We start from the raw sequence: 23,354 nt of genomic DNA on the forward strand, positions 1-23,354 counted from the left end.
ATATACAAGTAGCGAGGCCACTTTTATTCAATATGCGTTATTAGCTGCATAATTTACGAACAGCTTCTGCAATATGTTCTGCCCACTGTAACGAATCAGCTTGTTTCTCTGCCTCAACCATTACTCTGATTAATGGTTCGGTTCCGCTTTTACGCAACAAAACACGGCCACTTTTTCCAAGCTTGTCTTCGGCCTCTAATACGGCAGTTTTAACAGATTCATCTTCGACGGGATCCTGACCTTCGCTGAAACGTACATTAATTAGCGTTTGCGGATACATATCCATCCCCTGACATAATTCGTGCAAGGTCATATCTGCTCGTAGCATTGCCGTTAGAACTTGTAGTCCGGCCACAATACCATCGCCCGTCGAGGTAACATTAAGATTCAACACATGCCCTGAATTTTCACCACCGATTGACCAACCTCGCTCTTGCAATAGCTCCATAACATATCTATCGCCGACTTTACTACGTACAAAGGCAACACCAAGTTTGTTAAGCGCAATCTCCAAACCAAGATTACTCATTAAAGTTCCGACAACACCGCCGTTCAAACGTCCAGATTTAAGAGAATCTCTAGCAATGATATAAATTAGTTGATCTCCGTCAACCACATTACCTTTGTGGTCCACCATCATGATACGGTCGCCATCACCATCAAGAGCAAATCCCAAGTCCGCTTTATGCTCAAGCACAGCATCTCGAATAGCTTTCATCGAGGTTGCACCCACTTGATGGTTTATATTTAAACCGTCTGGCTCTGTCCCGATTTCAATCACTTCCGCGCCAAGCTCAGAAAGCACATTGGGGGCAATGTGATATGTCGCGCCGTGCGCACAATCGACAACAATTTTCAGACTTTTCAAATTTAATTCTGACGGAAAAGTGCCTTTACAAAATTCGATATAACGACCAGCGGCATCTTCTATTCGATATGCTTTGCCTAATTTGTTGGATTCCACACAGTGCATGGGTTGATCCATTTGTTTTTCAATTGCTAGTTCTATTTCGTCATCTAACTTGTAACCGTTTGATGAAAAGAATTTAATACCATTGTCATAAAAAGGGTTATGGGAAGCACTGATAACGATACCAGCTTCAGAACGAAAGGTTTTAGTAAGATAGGCAATAGCTGGTGTTGGCATGGGTCCCAACAAACCTATGTTAATACCCGCAGCAGACAAGCCTGCTTCTAAACAAGACTCTAACATGTAGCCAGAGATTCGAGTGTCTTTACCAATAAGTACTTTATTGGTGCCTTGACCTGCAAGCACTTTGCCCGCTGCCCAGCCGAGTTTAGTTACAAATTCAGGGTGAATAACACTTTCACCTACTTTGCCACGTATACCATCAGTTCCGAAATATTTTCTTGAGCCCATTTATATTTGTCCTTATTTGTACTCAAAATCTGTACGCATTGCCGACACAATTTTCAGCGCATCGACGGTTTCTTTAACATCATGCACGCGATGGATTTGCGCGCCTTTAATACAGGCAATGGTTGCCGCAGCAATACTCCCTGCCTGTCTATCGTTAACGTCTCGTTTTAGCACGTTCCCTATCATTGATTTTCGCGACATGCCTACTAGCAAAGGGATCTTCAATGAATGTAATTCTTCTAACCTATCAAGTAACTGGTAATTATGCGACAAGGTTTTGCCAAAGCCAAATCCGGGATCAATTAAAATTTGAGTTCGACTGATACCAGCCGCTTCACAAGCCGCTACACGCTCAGCTAAAAATGCGGCGACATCATCGACAACATCATGGTAATGCGGGGAAACTTGCATACTACGAGGTTGTCCTTGCATATGCATTAGGCAAACATTTGCTCCGGTGCTAGCGGCAACCTGTAAAGCGTCATCTTCTTGCAGAGCTCGAACGTCGTTAATTAGAGCTGCACCAGCAGCCACGGCCTCTAGCATTACTTGAGGTTTACTCGTATCGATCGATACAATAGTGTCAAAAGTTGAACTTATAGACTCAACAGCAGGTATTGTTCTGTCTAATTCTTCTTGCAATGAAACTGGTTTTGCACCCGGCCTTGTTGACTCGCCACCGATGTCAATAAAATGAGCACCATCTTTAATCATTTTTTCTGCCTGACGCAGTGCATGTTCTTTTTGATAGAACTGGCCGCCGTCGGAGAAAGAGTCAGGAGTGACGTTGAGGATCCCCATAACTCGGGGAACCGATAAATCTAGATTTACACTTTTAAACTGCATAATTGACCATGTTTTTTCGTAAAACCCAGCTTTTTAAAAAAGCAAAAGGGTCGGTTCAGTTACCTGAATCGACCCTAATCTTTGTGTTGATCTATTAGCTGGTGATATCGCCTGGCTTGCCAACGTTAGTCGGCGCAGAAGGTTTATCGTCTTCACTAGTAACCGATTCACCGCCTTTAGGCTTATCATTCGGCCCCTGATCCCGGCTGTCCCAATCTGCAGGTTGTCTAACAGGTCTGCGCTCCATTAAATCATCGATTTGTTTTGCATCTATGGTTTCATACTTCATTAGCGCGTCTTTCATCGCATGAAGAATATCCATATTGTCCTTGAGGATCTGCTCTGCACGGTCGTAATTACGGTCAATAATCGCCTTAATTTCTGCATCGATGGCTCGAGCGGTATCGTCTGACATGTGTTTTGCCTTTGACATACTGCGTCCTAAGAAGACTTCACCCTCTTCTTCAGAGTATAGCATCGGCCCCATTTTATTTGACAAGCCCCATTGAGTGACCATTTTACGCGCGATATCAGTGGCTCTTTCGATATCATTAGACGCTCCGGTCGTGACACCCTCTTCGCCCAATGTTATCGCTTCTGCGATCCTTCCACCAAAAAGACTAGAAATCATGCTTTCGAGGTGTTGTTTACTATGGCTGTATTTGTCCTGTTCAGGGAGATACATCGTCACACCCAAGGCTCGACCTCGTGGAATAATAGAAACCTTATAAACTGGATCGTGCTCAGGTACTAAGCGACCTACAATCGCGTGGCCAGCTTCGTGATAAGCGGTATTGGTTTTTTCTTCTTCAGACATCACCATAGACTTACGCTCAGCGCCCATCATGATTTTGTCTTTTGCTTTGTCGAACTCTTCCATCGACACAACTCGTTTACTCGAACGTGCGGCAAACAAAGCCGCTTCATTTACAAGGTTGGCTAGATCTGCACCTGAAAATCCAGGTGTTCCTCGAGCAATAACAGAGGCTTCAACATTGTCAGCAATAGGTACTTTGCGCATGTGTACTTTCAAGATCTGCTCACGACCACGAATATCAGGCAGCCCAACCACGACTTGACGGTCAAAACGGCCAGGTCTCAATAATGCAGGATCGAGCACGTCAGGTCTGTTGGTAGCAGCAATAACAATAATACCTTCATGACCTTCAAATCCGTCCATTTCAACGAGCATTTGGTTTAGTGTTTGTTCACGTTCATCATGACCACCACCAAGACCTGCACCACGTTGGCGCCCGACCGCATCAATTTCATCAATAAAGATGATGCATGGCGCTGATTTTTTAGCTTGCTCAAACATGTCACGGACACGAGATGCACCAACACCAACAAACATTTCTACAAAATCAGAGCCTGAAATTGTGAAGAAAGGGACTTTAGCTTCGCCAGCGATGGCCTTAGCAAGTAGGGTTTTACCAGTTCCTGGAGGACCCACCATTAACACGCCTTTTGGAATTTTCCCGCCGAGCTTTTGGAACTTGGTTGGATCACGAAGAAAGTCAACTAATTCAGACACGTCTTCTTTGGCTTCGTCACATCCAGCAACATCGGCAAAAGTTGTCTTGATTTGATCTTCGCCTAATAAGCGCGCTTTGGATTTACCGAAGGACATTGCCCCTCGACCGCCGCCGCCTTGCATTTGACGCATGAAGAAAATCCATACACCAATTAGCAGTAACATGGGGAACCAAGAAATAAATATTTGCGACAAGAAAGATTGCTGCTCAGGCGGCTTTCCTTCCACTCTTACACCGTTTTTGATCAGGTCAGACACTAATTGATCATCATGATAAGGAATTTGAGTTTCAAATCGGTCGCCATTTGAGGTGATACCCTTAATTTCACCAGTCTGAGGATTAATCGTCGCCTCACGAATGACTTTATTGTTGACGTCACGAATAAATTCAGAGTACGCCGTCTGTGTTTGATTTGAATCTCCAGGAGAGAAACTGTTGAACACGGACATCAGTACCACTGCAATGACCAACCAAAGGATCAGATTTTTTGCCATATCGCTCAACGCTTTAAACCTCTATTAATTAAATTCTGCCAACCGGCATTATTGCCTTTAGTGCAATACCCCAAAGAGTACTACAGTTTAAACTTGGTAGCCACCAGATATAACCCACTGGGACATACTCTAAATGAACCAAAGATAATTGAATTTGATTCATAATGCGCTTAATCAAGCGCCTTAAAGTTACTGTCAAAACTCATGTGGTAACCAGCATTTGATTAACCAATTTCGACTTGGTTTGCACTAAAAAGTTCGTCGTCGCAAACACATTCCAATTTTTAGATTCTCGTGATAAGTCTTAAAACCTACCTGTCTAACTAAACACTTTTTAGTCACTGCTTAATACATACGTCTTTTAACCAGATTCTGTTTAAAAAAAGTCAAAAAAATCAGTTATTCGCTCAAAAATGAATTGCAATTTCCTTTGCCAAGAACAGGATGTTGTGTATTTATTCACCGTTACCTGACTATTTTCCCTTTCACAACGATTCAAATTAGGTATAAAACCAAGATGGCGTTAGAATAAAGGTTTTCAACCATTGATCATCAATAAAATTGTAAGAAATAATCTAAATGAAGTTATCTAATAAACAAAAACAATATCTGAAAGGCTTGGCACACCCTCTTAAACCCGTTGTGCAACTTGGTGGCAATGGCTTAACTGAGGGCGTGTTGGCAGAAATAGAAAACGCTATTAATCACCATGAATTAATCAAAGTTAAAGTCCCAACTGACGACCGTGAAGAAAAGCAGTTAATAATGGACGCTATCTTACGTGAAACTCAAGCTGAAAAACTTCAAGTTATTGGACATATATTGGTTATGTTTCGTCAAAGCGTCGATAAGAAAATTGACATTCCAAGGGTTTAATTATTTGCCCCGGCTGTTCTTCATGTCTTCGATAGTTGCTAAATAATACGAAACCGTTATTGATGACAAAATCTCTGCTGCTCCCACTAAACAATGCATTAGCCAAAGGCGATCTCACGGTTCAAGTGTTCATCGAAAACATCGAAACACCGATAAACTTGATAGTTGATACAGGCAGTAGCAGTTTAGTGGTGATCGCCGAATCTGTTGAAAAAGGTACTTTCCATCCAACGCAAATGATACAACACATGGCTTATGGAGAAGGAAGTTGGACAGGTCCAGTCGTTAAAGCAGATATTCAGCTCGGGAAAAGTGTTGGTCAACACACATCAATTATTGTCGAACAGGTTAATATTGCGCTGGCTAACAATGTTAAAAAAGATACCTTTATGGCAGCTGACGGTATCATGGGCCTAGCGTTCGCAGAATTGAACATTGGCCAAGTTGCAGAAAAATTATTACAAAAATATAACGTTAACCCACTTGTCACTTACCCTTGGCCTGAACAATTTCAACAAAAACCTGAAGCCCCATTGAAACAGGAACTGTTCGATTTACCTAAGCAAGAAATTTCGCCCATTTTTAGTGAATTGTTATCCCATAAAGTTGTTGCGAATGAATTCGCCTTCGTGGTGCACCGTTCGAGTATTTTCAACTCCAAATCATTGTCTTGTGACCAGCAACACACTCACCCACTAAATACTGGAATACTAGTTCTCGGCAATCCCAAGCAACACGATAACATACATAACAACGATTTTTTAAGTGTTGCTGTGGTTCATGACAAGTATTACAACGTTCATATTAAGTCCGTTGGTCTTAAGGGCTTTTCAAAAATTCCATTTCCAGCGCTTCAACAATCTTATAAAAACGCTTATGTATCCAATGGAATCGTTGATTCTGGGGCTTCTGCAATCATTTTTCCTAAACAAGTGTTCGCTGCGCTGACAAACCAATTCGAACAGGTTAATTCAAGCTTTAGCGAAATATTAGAGCACTTTGCTACTTTTACTGGTGTTGAAGTTGGTATTCCAATGGATTCGATAGTGCTTAGTGAATGGCCAGACATTGAACTTGAACTTCAAGGCGCAGATGGTGAAAGTGTTTTGCTAAGTATGTCACCCTTTACATACTGGCAAACTCATGCCCCCGAAGCAGATTTAATTTCTTTTAAAATCACCACACTGGAAGGTTGGCCAAATCAAGGAATTCTTGGACTCCCACTGATGAACAACTATTTTACTATTTTCAATCGCAGCAAATGCCCAAATGGCGTGATTGAATTCGCAAATCGTAGATATAGCCCTCATAAATTTAACGATGATTTACATCAAGACCATGACGCACTAGCGGCTCACTTTAAACAACATGGACATGATCTTTGATGAACATAGCTGAACCGCAATTAATTTCTTCTCGTTTTCATTATTTTTCACTTTTACCAGAAGATCTCACCCATTTTACCGCGTTGTATTGTGATCCGGGTATCATGCTTAAAATTATGCAACCTTTATCAGAACAAGAAGCTAAACGTCTTTTTCAGATGGTCACATGTAATACTCAAACCCAACCTGCTCACTTTTTTAAGGTTGTTGATCCAAAAGATAGAGCAACTCTAGGAGTTATGGGTTTTTTACCCCAAGAAGATCATCAATTACATGGCACCACTGCTGAATTTGGAATTCTTTTGTACCCTGAATTCTATGGAAACGGTACAGCGAAAGAGGCCATTACTACTCTTTTGACTTACGGGTTTGAAAAACTTGGATTGGATAGTGCTTACGCCAAATACGAAGAAAATAATGAGGCCATTGGCCGCATTGCGAAGTTCTTACATTTCAATATTGACACAATGGCAAGTAATGCCGATAAACGAATTTGCAGGATAAAAAAACACACTTTTTTAGATAACTTAACAAGAACTTGCTGATCTATGTTGTCTATATTTCACACAGTTAACTGCAAATTATAAAGCTAAGATCAACAGATTCACCTATTAAAACGGCAAACTAAAATATGACAAATAAACAAGGTAGTATCGTTTGTGTTGGCCTAGGTATGGTTCTTGGAGCACATTTAGCTCCGCTATCTCGCAAGTTTATTGAAGAAGCGGATGTGGTATTTATGGGCGTCACTAATGTCTTGGCTGAACAATGGCTTCAGAGCATGAATGAAAATACCATCAGTCTCCAACCATTCTATCAAGAGGGAAAAGATCGACGCATAAGTTACCAGCAAATGGTTGACGCCATGTTAGGCGAAGTTCGAAAGGATAAAAAAGTCGTCGGCGCATTTTATGGTCATCCTGGCGTGTTTGCCTGGGCTCCACACAAAGTGATTGAGAAGGCAAAAGAAGAAGGATTTCATGGGCATATGGAGCCAGGGATCTCTGCCGAAGACTGTTTATATTCTGATATGGGAATTGACCCGGGTGAATATGGAATATCCCACTATGAAGCCAGCCAATTCATTCGTCATACAAGAAATATTGATCAAGCTGCGTACTTGATATTGTGGCAAATAGGCTTTGTTGGTGATTTGGCCTTATCAAGTTTTCAAACAGAAGGCCATCACAGGCAACTGTTAATGGATGTTTTATTACAATCTTACCCGCCGGAACATCGGGTCGCTATTTACGAGTCTGCAACGTTACCAACAGAAAAACCCAGCATAAAATGGATACCACTTTCGCAATTTAGCAACGTCAAAGTGGAACACCACTCAACCATGGTAATCCCTCCAAACGAGACAAGACAAATAGATGGTGTAATACAAGAGAAACTTCAAAATTTGCTTAGAGCGAAGAAATTAAATAAAAATGGGTAATACTACTTTCTTATTGGAACATAAGTGTTTAATAATAGGGTAATTACATTCGCAATAACCACAAAAGGTCTAGTTATGACAGCCATACAGTTAATTGAGTCATTAGCGTTAAATACTGAACATAAAATAGCGATGTTGGACAGCAACGTAATCGACAATCCATTGGCTCAAAGAGCTGAACAAGAAGTCGCGGATTTACTCGATAAACAGGGCAAATATTGGTGTGCATTGTTCCCAGAAAAACAAGATGAAGAGCAAGAAGAAGGAGATGCGCCTGATAACGATGATGGGGAAGAAAAAACATCTGAGAACTGATAATGCGTTTTTTTGCATTTGTCATTTTTTGCATGACATTTTATTTGGTTGCTTACGCGTCCAACCCTGAACTAGATGACCTTTTGAGTAAAGCTGACGAAATGCGCAGTGCGGATTTTTCTGGCTTTGAGGGGGTTATGAATGAAATAGAACTGTCTCGGGATAATTTTACGCCTGAACAGTTACACTATTATCGATATTTAAAGGGTTACCGAGACACATTCAATGGACGCGTCGAAGACGCCATTGCATCCTATATACAAATTGAGAATAGCAACGCTTCTGAAGTCCTTAAACTTCGAGCATTAGGCTCTTTGGTTAATACTTATGCCATCAAGCGTGACTTTTATCTGGGGGCAAAAGCAATAAACCGACTTTTTGAACAAAGACAAAAAGTTACGGATCAAAAAAGCATCGATAGAAGCTACGTAGTAGTGAGCATTTTTTATAATCAAGCCAGACAATTTCAACTTGGTCTAAACGTATCGAATCAGTTACTCAATCGAGATATTACGCCTAGACAAGAATGTTTCGCGCGACAAACAAAAGTTGAAGCAGAATTTGAACTTGCCAACATTTTGTCAGATTACACTTATGCAAAACAAAGTGTTGATTTTTGTGAGCAGCATAGTGAACAGCTGGTTGCCAATGTCATAATCACCTTCATAGCTGAGTCACTTGCTAATGAAAACCGAATAGAAGAATCACAGCAGCTATTATCAGAATCTTTAACTGACACCATTGATGCTAAGTACCCCCCACTTATTGGTGTACATTACGCCTTGATGGCGAAAAATTATTTATCGATGGAACAAGCAGATTTAGCCACCGAATATGCGCTAAAAGCTTACGAATCTATACAAAATTTCGGCCTAACTAAAGCACTCGTCAAATCACTTGAAGTATTATATCGAGCTGCTGAATTTAAAAATGATTATCGCGATACAGTCGAATACCTAAAGCGATATAGTGAAGCCGAAAAAGCCTACTTGGATGAAACAAAAACTCGAAGCCTTGCTTTCCAACAAGCACAATATGAAAAACTCGAACAAGACAACACTATTGCTTTTCTTGATCAGCAAAACACCTTACTTAAAACGCAGGCTGAATTAGCAAAAGAACAATCACAAAACAATAAACTTGCCCTGGCGTTATCCCTTAGTTTGTTATTTCTTTTATTTGGCTGGTTGTACCGAAGTCGTAAAATTCAAATAAAATTACGAAAAATGGCTGAAACAGATGAGTTAACTGGCATCAGTAATCGCCATTATTTTAACCTCAGAGCCCAAAAACATTTACGCCAAGCGCAGCAGCAAAACCAACCTGTCAGTTTTGTGCTGTTTGACCTCGATCATTTTAAAAAAGTTAACGACACGTTTGGACATCAGACTGGCGATTGGGCGCTACGGAAGTCTGTTTTGGAAGCTAAATTAGTGTGTCGTAACATTGATTTGATTGGCAGGATGGGCGGCGAGGAATTCGCAATTATGCTCCCAGGATGTCAACTCGACGAAGCGTTACGTGTAGCAGAATTGTGTCGTGTTGCAATTGAAAAAATTGACACGTCAGAAACCGACAACACCTTCACTATCACTGCAAGTTTCGGCGTTTCCAATACTAATGATTGTGGGTACAACCTAGATAAACTTTTTGCTGGCGCGGACGTCGCTTTGTACGAATCTAAAAATTCTGGTCGAAACAAGGTCTATCGGTTCAAAGACACTCAAATTACTGCTCTACAATAAGTAATCGCTGGAGTAGTGTATAGCTTGAGAGATACCCTACTCCAAGCAGTTCATCCCTATGCAGAAGCCAGCTAGTGCTGGTGTCCACCAACACCATGTGCGTGACCATGAGCGATTTCTTCTTGGCTAGCAGCTCTGACTTCTTCTACTTTTAAATCAAATAAAAGCGTTTGCCCGGCAAGAGGATGGTTAGTATCCACTGTCACCATGAATTTCCCAACTTTAACAATAGAAACTTCCATAGCACCTTTGTCAGTATGAACGACTGCTGTCATGCCAGGTTTCCATTTTTTGTTTTTTTCGCCTTGTAAATGTTTAACTGATATACGTTGCTCAGCGTTTTCTTTAACTTCACCAAAGGTTTCAGAAGCCGGCAACTCAACCGAAAATTCATCGCCCTTTTGTTTACCCTCTAAGGCCTTCTCTATGCCTATCATCATATTATTATGACCATGCAGATAAGCGGCTGGGTCATGCCCAAAACTACTCTCTAGTTCGGTTCCTTGTAAATCTTTTATCCGATAGTGGAAATTCACTACTTTGTCTTTTTCAATAGTCATTCAGTTTACTCTTATTCATGTTTTGCATTTTGTGCAGTCAATCTTTATTCATCTGCCCCATGAACAATATTTGCAATATTGTACAAACGATTCACAGCCAAATAGTTAATTGTTCCTTTTGGATAGCGCCCTTTTGAATTTAGTTTTCCAGCATCTTTATTCATTAATAATGACACTGCATCATCCACTGTTTTAACCGTGTAAATATGAAATTGACCTTTTTCTACAGCGCGGATAACGTGTTTATTTAGCATTAGATTCAAATGATTGGAATGCGGGATCACAACGCCCTGAGTGCCAGTCAAACCTCGATGCTGACACAAGGTGAAAAATCCCTCGATTTTTTCATTCACGCCGCCAACGGATTGCACTTCCCCATATTGATTTATTGAACCTGTAATCGCTAAATCCTGCCGAGTAGGTATATCTATCAACGCAGAAATCAATGCAACCAATTCTCCCAGTGAAGCACTGTCTCCGTCAATATGACCATATGACTGCTCTAAAGCGATATTTGCAGAGAGCGTTAATGGAAAATACTGTGCATATTTGTGCCCCAAGTAGCCCGTTAACAACATAACCCCTTTAGAGTGGATTGGCTGCCCTAGTTCAACTTCTCTCTCTATGTCGATAACACCACTACCGCCTGCATACACCGTAGAGGTGATTCTTGCTGGCGTACCAAAAACACTATCGCCTATTTCCAAAACTGTTAAGCCGTTGACTTGACCTACACGAGTACCAGAGGTTGCGATCAGAATCTGACCATTCTTAATATCTTCTAACAAAGACTGGCTGACACGGCCAGTACGCACAGTCTTAGCCAACAGCGCTTGCTCAATGTGATCAACATGAATCTCACTTTGTTTTTGTTGCAAACAAAAATAATGTGCTTCGTTGATCAGCTCGATGACATCAGAAAACCTTGCTGACAAATGCTCCTGATGCTCTGCCAAGCGCATACTATATTCGACTAAACGGTGCATTGCCCCAGCTGTAACACCTTCAAGCCCCAATGACTTAACGTGCAACCGCACCCGGCCAACAAAATCAAACAAGGTGCTTTTACTTAGTGGAATTTCATGGTCAAAATCCACCAGAACACGAAATAATTCGTCAAATTCCTCATCGTAGTCTTGCAGTGTGTAATACAACTCGCGAGAACCCAACAAGACAACTTTGACATCAAGTGGGATTTGTTGCGGGTTTAGCGTCATCGAATTAACCATCCCTACATCCAGCTGTGGTAATTCCATCTTTAGCTCACCAAATTTGAGCGCAAGCTTTAATGAATCCCAAACATAAGGTTGTTCAATCATTTTGTCAGCATCTAATAACAAAAAACCACCATTAGCGCGGTGCAGGGCCCCTGGGCGGATCATTCTATAGCTGGTATACATCGAACCTTGAAGGTTAGTGTACTCAACCTTACCAAATAGATTCTGATGTGTTGGATTCGGTTCATACACCACAGGGGCGCTGTCGTTTAACTCATGAGAAACCAAAATGTTTGGCAGGTATTGTTCTTCAAAAATTTCCCGTTTGTCATATTCGTCTTGCTTATCATCTTTTTGGTCAGGGACTAGCACTTCTACTATGGTTTCAATTAAATGAGATTTTAATTGGCGTAAAAATTTTAGAATGGCTAAATCGTTGGCATGCTTATGTTCGAGGGATTTTAGTAAAGGACGAATGCCCTGCTCTGCCGTGTCACTCTTTAATTTCCTTAGTTGTTCTGAGGAAAGCCGTTTCCATTTTGGCAATTCAATTAGAGCTTCACTCAAGCGATCTTCTAAATGATCGATAAGTTCATAAAAATATTGCCGTTTTTCGTCACTAAGTTTGGCAAACTCGGCGTCATTTATCGGTTTCCCGTCGACAATAGGAGAAAAACTTATAGTTCCCCCATCTTCATAAAGCGCCACACCTTTAGATTGCGCATACTGCTCAACCTCGTCAATCGCATGATCGTAACGTTGCTCAAATTCTCGAGTTATGGATGCTTTTTTGCGTTGATAACCAGGGTTATCGTAGGCTGCAGGAAACGTGTCCATCAACTCGTCAATCAAGTTTTCCATATCTTTATGAAGTGCCTTACTCTCACCGGGTTTTAACCTTAGGCAAAAAGGTCTTCTTTCGTCTTCGAAGTTATTGATGTAACACCACTCATCAGACGTTGGTACTGAGTCGACAGTGTCGGCAATATGTTCATGCACAAGTGTATAACGCCCAGTAGCGTGCTCCCCCATAACATAAAGATTATATCCTTTGGCGTGGATCCCCAGCCCAAAAGACAGTGCTTCACGAGCTCTTTGTTGGCCGATAAACGTGGCTTGCAAGACGCTGTCATCTTTGAGCGCCTGATTGACCATACGGCGACTGGGTATGGCAGTAAGTTGGGATGGACTCAGTGTGTGGTGTTCCGACATAACCTTGAGACTTCTAAACTATTTCTAACAGTGAAACCCGTAAAACAAGGTGTGTCAACTGGTCCCAATGAACTGTGAAAAACAATCGTCTAAAAATGCAGCATTTTGATGGAATTTAATCCGTCAAGGGATGTTTAGTCTATTTCGATTAAAGATATGGTATTAAGTATTGTTCCACAGGCAGTAGCTAAGGTATTCTTGTAAAAATAGATAATTGACGCCAAATATGGCCTCAACCGCTACTTTTTAAATAATTCAAGTTTTGGAAAACCGTTTTAATGGCCGAAAATCAGTACGACCCGCAACAAATTGAATCACAGGTTCAGCAGCATTGGGAAAAAAATAAAATTTTTACTGCGATCGAAGACGATAAAAAAGAAAAATTTTATTGCCTATCGATGTTTCCTTACCCTAGTGGTCGCTTGCATATGGGTCATGTTCGCAACTACACCATAGGTGACGTAATAAGTCGCTATCAGAGGATGCAAGGGAAAAACGTCTTACAGCCGATGGGGTGGGATGCTTTTGGATTACCTGCAGAAAATGCAGCGATAAGCAATCATACTGCACCGGCAAAATGGACCTACTCAAACATTGAATATATGAAAACCCAATTGAAGTCGTTAGGTTTTGGCTACGATTGGGATCGTGAAGTCGCTACCTGTAAACAGGATTACTATCGCTGGGAACAATGGTTTTTTACCCGCCTTTACGAAAAAGGCTTGGTTTACAAAAAAAATGCAACGGTAAACTGGGACCCAGTTGATCATACAGTGTTAGCTAACGAACAGGTAATAGACGGCCGCGGTTGGCGCTCTGGTGCGGTAGTAGAACAAAAAGAAATTCCCCAGTGGTTTATCAAAATCACTGACTACGCGGAAGAATTGTTACAAGATTTGGAACAGCTTGATCAGTGGCCTGAGCAAGTAAAGGCAATGCAAAAAAACTGGATTGGTCGTTCAGAAGGCGTAGAAATCACCTTTACACTAAGCGAAAAGATTTCAGATATTGCTGATTTTGACGTTTACACGACCAGACCCGATACATTGCTGGGTGTCACTTATGTTGCTGTTGCCGCAACACATCCTATTGCATTAGAAGCGGCAAAGACCAACTCAGAATTAGCGGCGTTTATTGACGAATGTAAAAACTCAAAAGTTGCTGAAGCAGAAATGGCGACAATGGAGAAAAAAGGCTGCGCCACCGGATTGTTTGCAGTACATCCTATTTCAGGAGTTAAGGTACCAATTTGGACCGCAAACTTTGTCCTCATGGACTATGGTTCTGGTGCAGTAATGGCGGTACCCGGACATGACCAGAGAGATTTCGAATTTGCCACCAAATATAACCTAGAAATTCGTCAAGTCATTGAACCCACAGAAGATGGAGATGATCTTTGTAATATCGAACAACAAGCCTATACCGAAAAAGGACGTTTGATAAACTCTGGACAATTTAATGGGCTCACCTCAGAGCAAGCTTTTGACGAAATTGCCAAAGTTTTAGAAAACCAGGAAAAAGGAAAACGTACGGTCAATTATCGATTACGTGATTGGGGAGTTTCCAGACAACGTTATTGGGGTACGCCTATTCCGATGTTGAATCTAGCAAACGGTGATTCAGTCCCGGTTCCTGCAGACAAGCTTCCCGTTGTATTACCTGAAGACGTCGTGATGGATGGGGTCATTTCACCGATCAAATCAGATCCTAAGTGGGCACAAACGGAATACGACGGACAACCAGCACAGCGAGAGACTGATACTTTCGATACATTCATGGAATCCTCATGGTATTACGCTCGCTATACCTGTGCAAAAAACGATCAGGCCATGCTTTCTCCAGAGCAAGCGAACTATTGGCTACCTGTTGATCAATATGTCGGGGGTATCGAACATGCCATATTGCACTTATTGTATTCTCGTTTTTTCCACAAGCTATTGAGGGACGAAGGGTTAGTTGAGTCTAATGAACCCTATAAAAAGTTACTGTGCCAAGGAATGGTTCTGGCTGATTCATTTTATCGAGAAGATAGTAAAGGGAAAAAAACCTGGTACTCCCCTGCTGATGTGAAAACAGTTAAAGACGATAAAGGCCGAGTTGTCGAAGCAACTTTGTTAGCCGATGGAAAAGCCGTTGAATTTGGTGGTATGACAAAAATGTCGAAATCGAAAAACAACGGAATTGACCCACAACAAGTTATCGACGTTTACGGTGCAGATACTATTCGTTTATTTACAATGTTCGCCGCACCACCTGAACAAACCCTTGAGTGGATTGACTCGGGTGTTGAAGGCGCGAATCGATTCTTGAGGCGCTTTTGGAAATTAGTGCAAGACCATGTTGCTTTAGGACATGCGCAACAACTTGATTCAGCTACGTTAACTCCTGATCAAAAAAACTTGCGTCGAGTGATCCACAAAAGTATCCAAAAGGTTAGTGACGACATCGGTCGCAGACAAACCTTTAACACTGCCGTTGCTGCGATCATGGAGTTATTGAATGCGCTCCAAAAAGCGCCGCAAGTAACTGATCAGGACAAGGCACTTGTCAGAGAAGGGATTGTATCTATGGTGCTAATGCTTAACCCAATTACACCACACATCTGTCATGTCTTATGGCAGCAACTTGGGCAGTCAACCGAAATCGCTACTGAAACTTGGCCAAGCTACGATGAAAAAGCGCTAGTTGAAGATGAAAAACTTATAATTGTTCAGGTGAATGGCAAGGTTCGCGCAAAAATGACAGTCTCAGCCGACGCGCAGGAAGAAAGTGTTAAAGAGATGGCTGTTAACCAACATAATGTCTTACCATTTACTGAGGGTAAAACTGTTAGGAAAGTGATTTATGTACCAGGGAAACTGGTGAATATCGTGGCGAATTAATCCTATGAAGCATCATACAAAGCCAACATTCGTAATGAAAGCCATCTTACTATTATTGATGTTGGCGCTTAATGGTTGTGGGTTTAAATTGCGTTCAGCGCAAGTTTTACCTGAAGGCTTCTCGCAGATTTATGTGATGGCCGGGCAAGATTACTCGCCCTTGAAACGAACCTTGCAAGAGTATTTGACCTTGTATCAAATTCCCTTTGTGTTGTCAGAACCAACCCAAATGCAAGAGCAAACGATTGCAATATACCTACAGCCTGATTCGCTAGACAGACGTCTACTGTCGTTATTTTCAACGGGGCAAGTCGCTGAATATGAATTGGTGCTTACCATCCGTTTTCAAGTCATATTTCCGGGTAAAGAAGCGCAATCTTTTGAATTTGATGTTACAAGGGAATATCAAGACGATCCTGACGCAATACTAGCTAAATCAAGAGAACTCGATTTGGTACTAAGCGAACTTCGACGTCAAGCTGTAGATCGCCTCGTAAGAATGTTGCCTAGCATTGAAAACCAAACCAGCTAATGCAAATTTACCCCAACCGATTTGACACACATCTCGAAAAAGGCTTATCACCTTTTTATATGGTCTTTGGCGAAGAGCCGTTGCAAAAAATGCTGACCATTGAACAAATTCGTAAATTTGCGTTCAAGCAAGGCTTTGACGAGCGTCAACACCTCTCAGTGGATCAACAATTTAGTTGGAACGCATTGGTCGAAGCGACTCAGAGCCTGTCTCTTTTTAGTGATAAGCAATTTATTGAATTGGAGTTACCCACTGGGAAGCCTGGAGCAGAAGGCAGTAAAATACTCAAAGAGATTGCCGATGCGACAAACCCAGATACATTGATCGTGATACACGGCGGTAAAATTGGTAAAGATGTTCAGAATTCCAAATGGTTCAAAGCATTAGATAAAAATGGCGTATATATTCCTTGCTACCCTTTGGAAGGACAACAGCTGCAAAATTGGATCGGCAATTACATGCGGCAGATTGGTATCAATAGTTCACCTTCCAGCGCAAAATTAATCAGTGAATTTTGTGAAGGCAACCTGTTAGCTGCGAAACAGGAAGTAGATAAATTACTATTGTCTTTTCCTGACGGTCAGGTCAGTGACCAACAAATTGAAAAAGCGATTGTTGATCAATCGAGATTTAATGTATTCCAACTCATTGACGTCCTGCTATCAGGTGACCCGTTAAAAACCGTTAAGTTATTGTATCGGTTAGAAGCCGAAGGTGTAGAACCGACAATTATTATTTGGGCGCTTACCCGAGAATGGCAGACGTTATCACATTTAAAACAGCTACAAGGGTCTGGTAAATCGATTAATTGGAATCAATTTAGAATTTGGAAAAATCGACAGAGTTTATATCAGTCTGCATTAACCAGGCTCGATCAAAAATCGTTGTTGGCTATCAGTAATAAATTGCAACTAGCAGACCAAAGATTCAAGCAGTCCGCAGTTGTGCGCCCTTACATTGAGTTATGTCACCTGTGTTTGTTGTTTATACCTTGTGATTTATCTGCCATAACGATGCATGATTGACCCCCAGCTAACCTAGTTTAAAGTAAAAACACCTATCTTACCGAAGCGGATGGCACTGCGTGTAGAAAAGGATTCTGTTACACTAGAGCGAAACATAGGTTAATTAATTTTTAGAGGAAACCTTTTGGATAGTAAAGAATTTAAACAGTTTGTCATTGATAAAATGGAAGATTTAAAAGCAAGGGATATTGTTGATATCGACGTGAGCGAAAAATCCACCGTAACCGACAACATGCTCATTTGCTCTGGAAACTCTAAGCGACATGTGGTTTCGATTGCACAAAATGTCGTTTATGAGACTAAGCAAGCTGGCCATGCACCTTTAAGTGTCGAGGGACAACAAGAAGGTGAATGGGTGTTGGTAGATTTGGGCGAAATTGTTGTTCATGTGATGCAAGATGACACCCGAGACTTCTATCAGTTAGAAAAACTTTGGAGTTAAGCGGCCCATAACATGCGTATTCAAATGATTGCTGTTGGCAGTAAAATGCCGGTTTGGGTAGAATCAGGCTATCGTGAATATGAGAGGCGATTCAGCGCAGACATCAGCTTAAGCCTTACCGAAATTCCAGCTGGCAAGCGCGGTAAAAACGCTGATATTAAACGCATTTTGCAAAAAGAAGGGGAACTAACGCTCGCCGCTGTACCCAAAGGAAATAAAATCATAACCCTTGAAGTAACAGGACAGGCAATGACCACTCCTCAGCTTGCACAAAATTTAACTAAGTGGCAAATGGATGGCCGTGATATTAGTTTGTTAATCGGAGGACCAGAAGGGTTAGCTCCGAGCTGTATTCAAGCAAGCGAACAAAAGTGGTCCTTATCGCCACTAACACTGCCACACCCCATTGTTCGCGTTATCGTAGCGGAAAGTTTATATCGCGCTTGGTCAATCAATACCAATCATCCTTATCACCGAGAATAATTTTGGCGCCTAAACGAATAGCAATAAAAGACCACACAGCTGAGGCAAATTTGTTTGCTCGGCGCTCGTTTATTGCCATGCTTTTAGTAATGGGAATGATGTTGCTGTTAGTGAGCAATTTGTACTACCTTCAGGTTGAACGCCATGAAGACTATCAAACCCGTTCCAATGGAAATCGAATAAAGGTGCTACCTGTTGCGCCAAATCGTGGCCTTATTTACGACCGCAACGGAATACTATTAGCTGAAAATCGACCGGTATTCTCCTTGGATGTAACACCCGAAGAAATAGAAGATTTAGATGCAACCCTTGCGTCACTCGCCTCGTTATTATACATCGAACAAGATGATATCGATGATTTCAGAGAAAACATGAAACGACAGCGACGTTTTAAACCGATCTCCCTTAAAAATCGCTTATCAAATAAAGAAGTTGCGGTGTTTTCTGCTCACCAACACAAATTCCCCGGTGTTTCTATCGAGGCCCGATTGGCCCGTCATTACCCATATGGTAGTGCATTAACACATGTTTTAGGATACGTCGCACGGATCAATAAAAAAGACTTACAAAAGCTTAATGAAGCTGGCAATGAAGCTAATTATGCTGCGACTCATGATATTGGGAAATTGGGTGTTGAACGTTATCACGAGGCTTTGTTACATGGAAACGTAGGTTATCAGGAAGTCGAAATTAACAGTAAAGGACGTATTATTCGCACGCTCGACTTCCAGCCGCCGACACCCGGCCAAGACATCGTGCTCAATCTAGATGTTAAACTCCAACTGGAAATCCAACGCCAACTGGATGAAACCCGAGCTTCTGTTGTTGCCTTAGACGCAAAAACCGGTGGCGTGCTTGCTTTGTACAGTAACCCCAGTTATGACCCGAATTATTTTGTCCATGGTATTAGTAGCAAACGATACAATTATTTATTGAGTTCCACTGATAAACCACTGATCAACCGTGCAACTCAAGGTCAGTACCCGCCAGCATCTACAATAAAACCCCATCTTGCGCTAGCAGGATTGGAAGAAGGCGTCATAGATCAAGATACTGAAATGTTTGATAACGGTCGTTATCAACTAAAAAATGTTTCCCATGTTTGGCGCGACTGGGTACCTTGGGGTCATGGTCTGGTTAATGCTAAAAAATCTATCGAAGTGTCTTGCGATTTTTTCTTTTACGACCTCGCCTATCATCTCGGTATCGATAAAATTAACGAACATATGACACATTTTGGTTTCGGTGATTATACCGGGATCGATCTATATGAAGAATCTGACGGCAACATGCCCAGCCGAGGCTGGAAAAAAGCTAGATACAATGAACCCTGGTATATCGGAGACACCATTTCAGTTGGGATTGGACAAAGTTACTGGACAGCGACACCTTTGCAGTTGGCTAAATCAGTTAATGCTCTAATAAACAAAGGGGAAAGAACGGTTCCACAGATTCTGCGAGGAAAGATAGTCAATGGAGAGACTCTACTCGAACCACAAAAATCATTAAAGCCAATTGAGGTCAAAAACATTGAGAACTGGAATCTCGTCCTCGCCTCCATGCTGGGTGTCATTTATGAGCCTCATGGAACGGCTCGTACTGCATTCGCCAATACTCCTTATATCTCTGCGGGAAAAACCGGCACGGCGCAAGTGGTTAGTATTGCGCAAGACGAAACCTACGATGCTGAAAAAATAAATGAGCGACATCGAGATAACGCAATGTATGTTGGCTTTGCCCCTTACGATAACCCTGAAATTACTATTTCTGTAGCATTGGAAAATGCCGGCGGTGGCGGTTCTCAAGCTGCACCGATCGCCAGAAACATTCTCGACTTTTACTTTCAAGACAAACAAGAACAGATTGCCAAATTGGCGTCTTCCACCGATGAAGCGCAGTGATATCAGATGTTGCGCACTAAACTAGAACCCAATAAACAATCATTACTTAGCAAGGTGCACATTGATGGAGCGCTGATGTTAGGACTGATAGCCTTAATGGCTGTAGGCCTTGCGACAATCTACTCAGCTGGCGGGCAAGATTTAGCACTAATTCAGCGCCAAATAATTCGTTTGGGCGTCGCCATGGTGGTGATGTTTGTCCTTGCCCAAGTTCCTATTCTGGCCTATCAACGAGTTTCAATATATTTTTATATCGTCGGTATTCTTATGCTCCTTGGCGTCTTGTTCTTTGGCGTGATGGGTAAAGGTGCTCAACGATGGTTAGATTTGGGCTTTGTGCGTTTCCAACCTTCGGAAATCATGAAACTGGCAGTTCCAATGATGGTCGCCTGGTACATCAGTCGTGACAATTTGCCGCCCAAAGTTCTGAATATTTGCATCGGATTTGCATTTGTAGCGGTGCCTACCCTGCTTATTGCTAAGCAACCGGATCTTGGAACATCTTTGTTGATCGCTAGCTCAGGAGTCTTTGTTCTATTTTTAGCTGGGATGAGCTGGAACCTTATTTTACTTGTGGGCGCATTGGCATCGGCATTTGCGCCAGTTATGTGGTTTTTCTTAATGAAAGAATACCAAAAGCAACGCGTTCTCACTTTCCTTAATCCTGAAAGTGATCCACTCGGATCGGGCTATCATATTATTCAATCTAAGATAGCGATAGGTTCAGGTGGTGTCGAGGGGAAAGGCTGGTTACAAGGCACTCAATCTCAACTTGAATTCTTACCTGAGCGACACACTGATTTTATTTTTGCTGTTTTTAGCGAAGAATTTGGGCTGTTCGGAATACTCGGACTCCTGGCGATTTACTGCTACATCATAGTGGTTGGACTATTCATCGCCATGCGAGCACAAGACGCATTCTGTAAACTATTAGCCGGAAGTATTACGTTGACCTTCTTCGTTTACGTTTTTGTCAATATCGGCATGGTTTCTGGATTATTACCTGTTGTAGGTGTGCCTTTGCCATTGGTAAGTTATGGTGGCACATCGATGGTGACTTTATTAGCCGGATTTGGCATTCTAATGGCTATCAGTACACAAAAACGCCTGCTGTCTAGACAATAAGAATTAAATAATCTCTATAAAACATAAAATACGACGGAGATATTATGCGTGCGCTATCAAAATCCCTATTAATTTTTGGGCTTGGGCTTATGTTGCAAGCAGTTTCATCTGCCAACACATCGGAAACTAAGCCTATCAATGACTTTGTGCAAAGAATGGAACAAAAGCACCAGTTTGACCCCGCTTACGTCAGAGCTGTTCTAACCAAAGCCAACAAAAACGAAAGTATTCTAGAGGCAATTGCTCGTCCTTGGGAGGCTAAGCCTTGGTTTCAGTATTATCCCATTTTTCTTACCGATAAACGTTTGCAAAAAGGCTTAGAATTTTGGAGGGCGCATGAAGAAACGCTCGCTCGTGCAGAACAACAAACAGGGGTTCCTGCTCAAATCATTGTTGCGATCATCGGCGTAGAAACATTTTACGGCACTTATAAAGGCAAATATTCAGTTCTTGATGCACTTTACACATTAGGCTTCTACTACCCTCCCCGTGCAAAATTCTTTAATAGTGAGTTAGAACAATATTTCTTGCTTACAAAAGAAGAGGGATTTGACATAGAGTCAGTTAAGGGTTCGTATGCCGGTGCTATGGGTTGGGGGCAGTTTATTTCATCAAGTTACCGCCATTATGCGGTCGATTTTGATGGTGATGGCATTCGTGATTTATTAAATAACCCCATTGATGCGATTGGCAGTGTCGCTAATTATTTTGCAAAGCATGGCTGGAAAGCCGAAGAAAATGTCGCGCACAAAGTGTCTACCGTACCAGACAACGCCTATTCACTAGTGAGCAAAGAGTTAAAGTTCAAGCATCAATGGCAAGAGATACGAGATGCAGGGGTAAAACTACCAGATGGTGTTAGTTTAGACTCACAGCAAAGCGTTAAACTCTTGGCGTTTGAAACGGAAAATGGCCAGGAACATTGGTTAGGATTGCCAAATTTTTATGTAATTACTCGCTACAACCATAGTCCTCTATACGCAATGGCTGTTTATCAGTTCAGTGAACAATTATTGGTAGAAATGAGCAACCAATGAAGGGTCTCGCATTTATCGTACTATTAGTGCTAATCAATGGATGCACGTCATCTGGTCGATACAGCCAGAAAATCGACTCACATCCAAAAAAAATTAGTCGCGACATTGATTTTCGTAATGTAACTCCTCAGTACGAGCCTTACTTGCCAGCTTCTATGCGACCTTACACTGTCTTAGGCCAGCACTATCGTCCATTAACCAGCGGAAAAGGCTACGAAAAAACTGGAATTGCTTCGTGGTATGGACAAAAGTTTCATGGTCACCTTACCGCAAACGGCGAAACCTATAACATGTTTGCGATGAGTGCCGCACATAAAACACTGCCTCTGCCATCCTTTGTTAGGGTGACTAACTTAAACAACAATAAACAAGCGATTGTTAGGGTCAATGATCGAGGGCCATTTCACGACAATCGAATTATTGATCTTTCCTATGCAGCGGCAATGAAAATTGGCGTACTTCAATCCGGCACTGCACCAGTAAAAGTTGAAGTCATGCACGTGGATCAAAATGGCATTCTAACTGTTGGCGCAAATATTCCACTAGAGCCAGCGACTCAAGATGCAACCCTAGATGCTTGGTTTATTCAAGTCGCCGCGCTAAAGGACGAAAACAAAATTGATCAACTCGCCCAAGGGCTTAAAAATCTTTATCAAGTTGATGTGAATACACCTCATGATTCAGGACTGTATCGGTTACACCTTGGTCCACTCGAGAACGAAAATCACGCTAACGAATTGTTACAGCGGCTTCGCCGAGACGGTTATGGCAATGCTTTTCGTATTGCACCGTCCCCTTAAAGCAATTTGCGATGTAACAGGTAAATTTCTAGACAACATTTTTTAAAAAGCACAGTCAAAAATGGTATATTAACGTGAATTGAGCGAAGGTTAGCGGCAACGGTGTATCAGACAGTCGCC

The 23,354-nt window shown here is 41.8% G+C and carries 20 protein-coding genes; 15 read left to right on the forward strand and 5 right to left on the reverse strand.

From position 1 onward, the window contains the following. Nucleotides 1-40 precede the first annotated feature (40 nt). From glmM to ftsH, 3 genes are all read right to left on the reverse strand, one after another. Nucleotides 41-1,381, reverse strand: coding sequence for a phosphoglucosamine mutase (gene glmM / locus FM019_RS06010; protein WP_143835024.1), 1,341 nt, complete (start codon nucleotides 1,379-1,381; stop codon nucleotides 41-43). A gap of 12 nt (nucleotides 1,382-1,393) precedes the next feature. Next, entirely contained in the window at nucleotides 1,394-2,227 is an 834-nt protein-coding gene (folP, locus tag FM019_RS06015; protein WP_143835025.1) for a dihydropteroate synthase, read from the reverse strand. A 94-nt stretch (nucleotides 2,228-2,321) separates the two neighbouring features. Further along, nucleotides 2,322-4,265, reverse strand: a complete 1,944-nt coding sequence (gene ftsH, locus FM019_RS06020) for an ATP-dependent zinc metalloprotease FtsH (RefSeq protein ID WP_143835026.1) — start codon at nucleotides 4,263-4,265, stop codon at nucleotides 2,322-2,324. A 570-nt stretch (nucleotides 4,266-4,835) separates the two neighbouring features. Between ftsH and yhbY the strand changes: the two genes are divergently transcribed. The 6 genes from yhbY to FM019_RS06050 all read left to right on the forward strand — a co-directional run bounded on the left by yhbY (nucleotide 4,836) and on the right by FM019_RS06050 (nucleotide 10,018). After that, nucleotides 4,836-5,132 carry a ribosome assembly RNA-binding protein YhbY gene (yhbY, locus tag FM019_RS06025; protein WP_143835027.1) on the forward strand — a complete coding sequence of 99 codons (297 nt, stop codon included), beginning with the start codon at nucleotides 4,836-4,838 and terminating at the stop codon, nucleotides 5,130-5,132. Between the two features lie 62 nt (nucleotides 5,133-5,194). After that, on the forward strand, nucleotides 5,195-6,517 hold the full coding sequence (locus FM019_RS06030) for a pepsin-like aspartic protease (protein ID WP_143835028.1): 1,323 nt from the start codon (nucleotides 5,195-5,197) through the stop codon (nucleotides 6,515-6,517). Beyond that, entirely contained in the window at nucleotides 6,517-7,062 is a 546-nt protein-coding gene (locus tag FM019_RS06035; RefSeq protein ID WP_143835029.1) for a GNAT family N-acetyltransferase, read from the forward strand. The genes FM019_RS06030 and FM019_RS06035 overlap by 1 nt, the downstream gene beginning before the upstream one ends. 86 nt (nucleotides 7,063-7,148) lie before the next feature. Next, a complete protein-coding gene (locus tag FM019_RS06040; RefSeq protein WP_143835030.1) occupies nucleotides 7,149-7,958 on the forward strand; it encodes an SAM-dependent methyltransferase in 810 nt (269 codons plus the stop codon). A gap of 75 nt (nucleotides 7,959-8,033) precedes the next feature. Next, complete coding sequence (locus FM019_RS06045; RefSeq protein ID WP_143835031.1) at nucleotides 8,034-8,273, forward strand: hypothetical protein; 240 nt, start codon at nucleotides 8,034-8,036, stop codon at nucleotides 8,271-8,273. Between the two features lie 2 nt (nucleotides 8,274-8,275). After that, nucleotides 8,276-10,018, forward strand: a complete 1,743-nt coding sequence (locus FM019_RS06050; protein ID WP_143835032.1) for a GGDEF domain-containing protein — start codon at nucleotides 8,276-8,278, stop codon at nucleotides 10,016-10,018. A gap of 71 nt (nucleotides 10,019-10,089) precedes the next feature. Here the strand turns inward: FM019_RS06050 and FM019_RS06055 are convergent, their stop codons facing one another. Next, nucleotides 10,090-10,578, reverse strand: a complete 489-nt coding sequence (locus FM019_RS06055) for a peptidylprolyl isomerase (protein ID WP_143835033.1) — start codon at nucleotides 10,576-10,578, stop codon at nucleotides 10,090-10,092. Between the two features lie 44 nt (nucleotides 10,579-10,622). Next, complete coding sequence (locus FM019_RS06060) at nucleotides 10,623-13,007, reverse strand: Lon protease family protein (protein WP_143835034.1); 2,385 nt, start codon at nucleotides 13,005-13,007, stop codon at nucleotides 10,623-10,625. Between the two features lie 278 nt (nucleotides 13,008-13,285). On the opposite strand from FM019_RS06060, the gene leuS reads away from it, so the two are divergent. The 9 genes from leuS (at nucleotide 13,286) to FM019_RS06105 (ending at nucleotide 23,234) form a co-directional block, all read left to right on the forward strand. Beyond that, nucleotides 13,286-15,889 (forward strand): leucine--tRNA ligase, encoded by a 2,604-nt coding sequence (gene leuS, locus FM019_RS06065; protein ID WP_143835035.1) that lies wholly within the window; start codon nucleotides 13,286-13,288, stop codon nucleotides 15,887-15,889. 4 nt (nucleotides 15,890-15,893) lie between these two features. Further along, a complete protein-coding gene (gene lptE / locus FM019_RS06070; RefSeq protein ID WP_260681549.1) occupies nucleotides 15,894-16,421 on the forward strand; it encodes an LPS assembly lipoprotein LptE in 528 nt (175 codons plus the stop codon). Continuing rightward, the gene (gene holA, locus FM019_RS06075) at nucleotides 16,421-17,446 is read left to right on the forward strand and encodes a DNA polymerase III subunit delta (protein ID WP_143835036.1); all 1,026 of its coding nucleotides are present in this window, start codon (nucleotides 16,421-16,423) and stop codon (nucleotides 17,444-17,446) included. The genes lptE and holA overlap by 1 nt, the downstream gene beginning before the upstream one ends. 124 nt (nucleotides 17,447-17,570) lie before the next feature. Then, entirely contained in the window at nucleotides 17,571-17,888 is a 318-nt protein-coding gene (gene rsfS / locus FM019_RS06080) for a ribosome silencing factor (RefSeq protein WP_143835037.1), read from the forward strand. Between the two features lie 12 nt (nucleotides 17,889-17,900). Further along, nucleotides 17,901-18,371, forward strand: coding sequence for a 23S rRNA (pseudouridine(1915)-N(3))-methyltransferase RlmH (gene rlmH, locus FM019_RS06085; RefSeq protein WP_143835038.1), 471 nt, complete (start codon nucleotides 17,901-17,903; stop codon nucleotides 18,369-18,371). A 2-nt stretch (nucleotides 18,372-18,373) separates the two neighbouring features. Beyond that, the gene (mrdA, locus tag FM019_RS06090) at nucleotides 18,374-20,272 is read left to right on the forward strand and encodes a penicillin-binding protein 2 (RefSeq protein WP_143835039.1); all 1,899 of its coding nucleotides are present in this window, start codon (nucleotides 18,374-18,376) and stop codon (nucleotides 20,270-20,272) included. Between the two features lie 6 nt (nucleotides 20,273-20,278). Further along, a complete protein-coding gene (rodA, locus tag FM019_RS06095) occupies nucleotides 20,279-21,397 on the forward strand; it encodes a rod shape-determining protein RodA (protein ID WP_143835040.1) in 1,119 nt (372 codons plus the stop codon). A 44-nt stretch (nucleotides 21,398-21,441) separates the two neighbouring features. Continuing rightward, a complete protein-coding gene (gene mltB, locus FM019_RS06100) occupies nucleotides 21,442-22,434 on the forward strand; it encodes a lytic murein transglycosylase B (RefSeq protein ID WP_143835041.1) in 993 nt (330 codons plus the stop codon). Next, the gene (locus FM019_RS06105; protein WP_143835042.1) at nucleotides 22,431-23,234 is read left to right on the forward strand and encodes a septal ring lytic transglycosylase RlpA family protein; all 804 of its coding nucleotides are present in this window, start codon (nucleotides 22,431-22,433) and stop codon (nucleotides 23,232-23,234) included. Before mltB ends, FM019_RS06105 begins: the two co-directional genes overlap by 4 nt. The last annotated feature ends 120 nt before the right edge of the window (nucleotides 23,235-23,354 follow it).

The sequence above is a fragment of the Aliiglaciecola sp. M165 genome, assembly GCF_007197995.1.
GTDB lineage: Bacteria > Pseudomonadota > Gammaproteobacteria > Enterobacterales > Alteromonadaceae > Aliiglaciecola.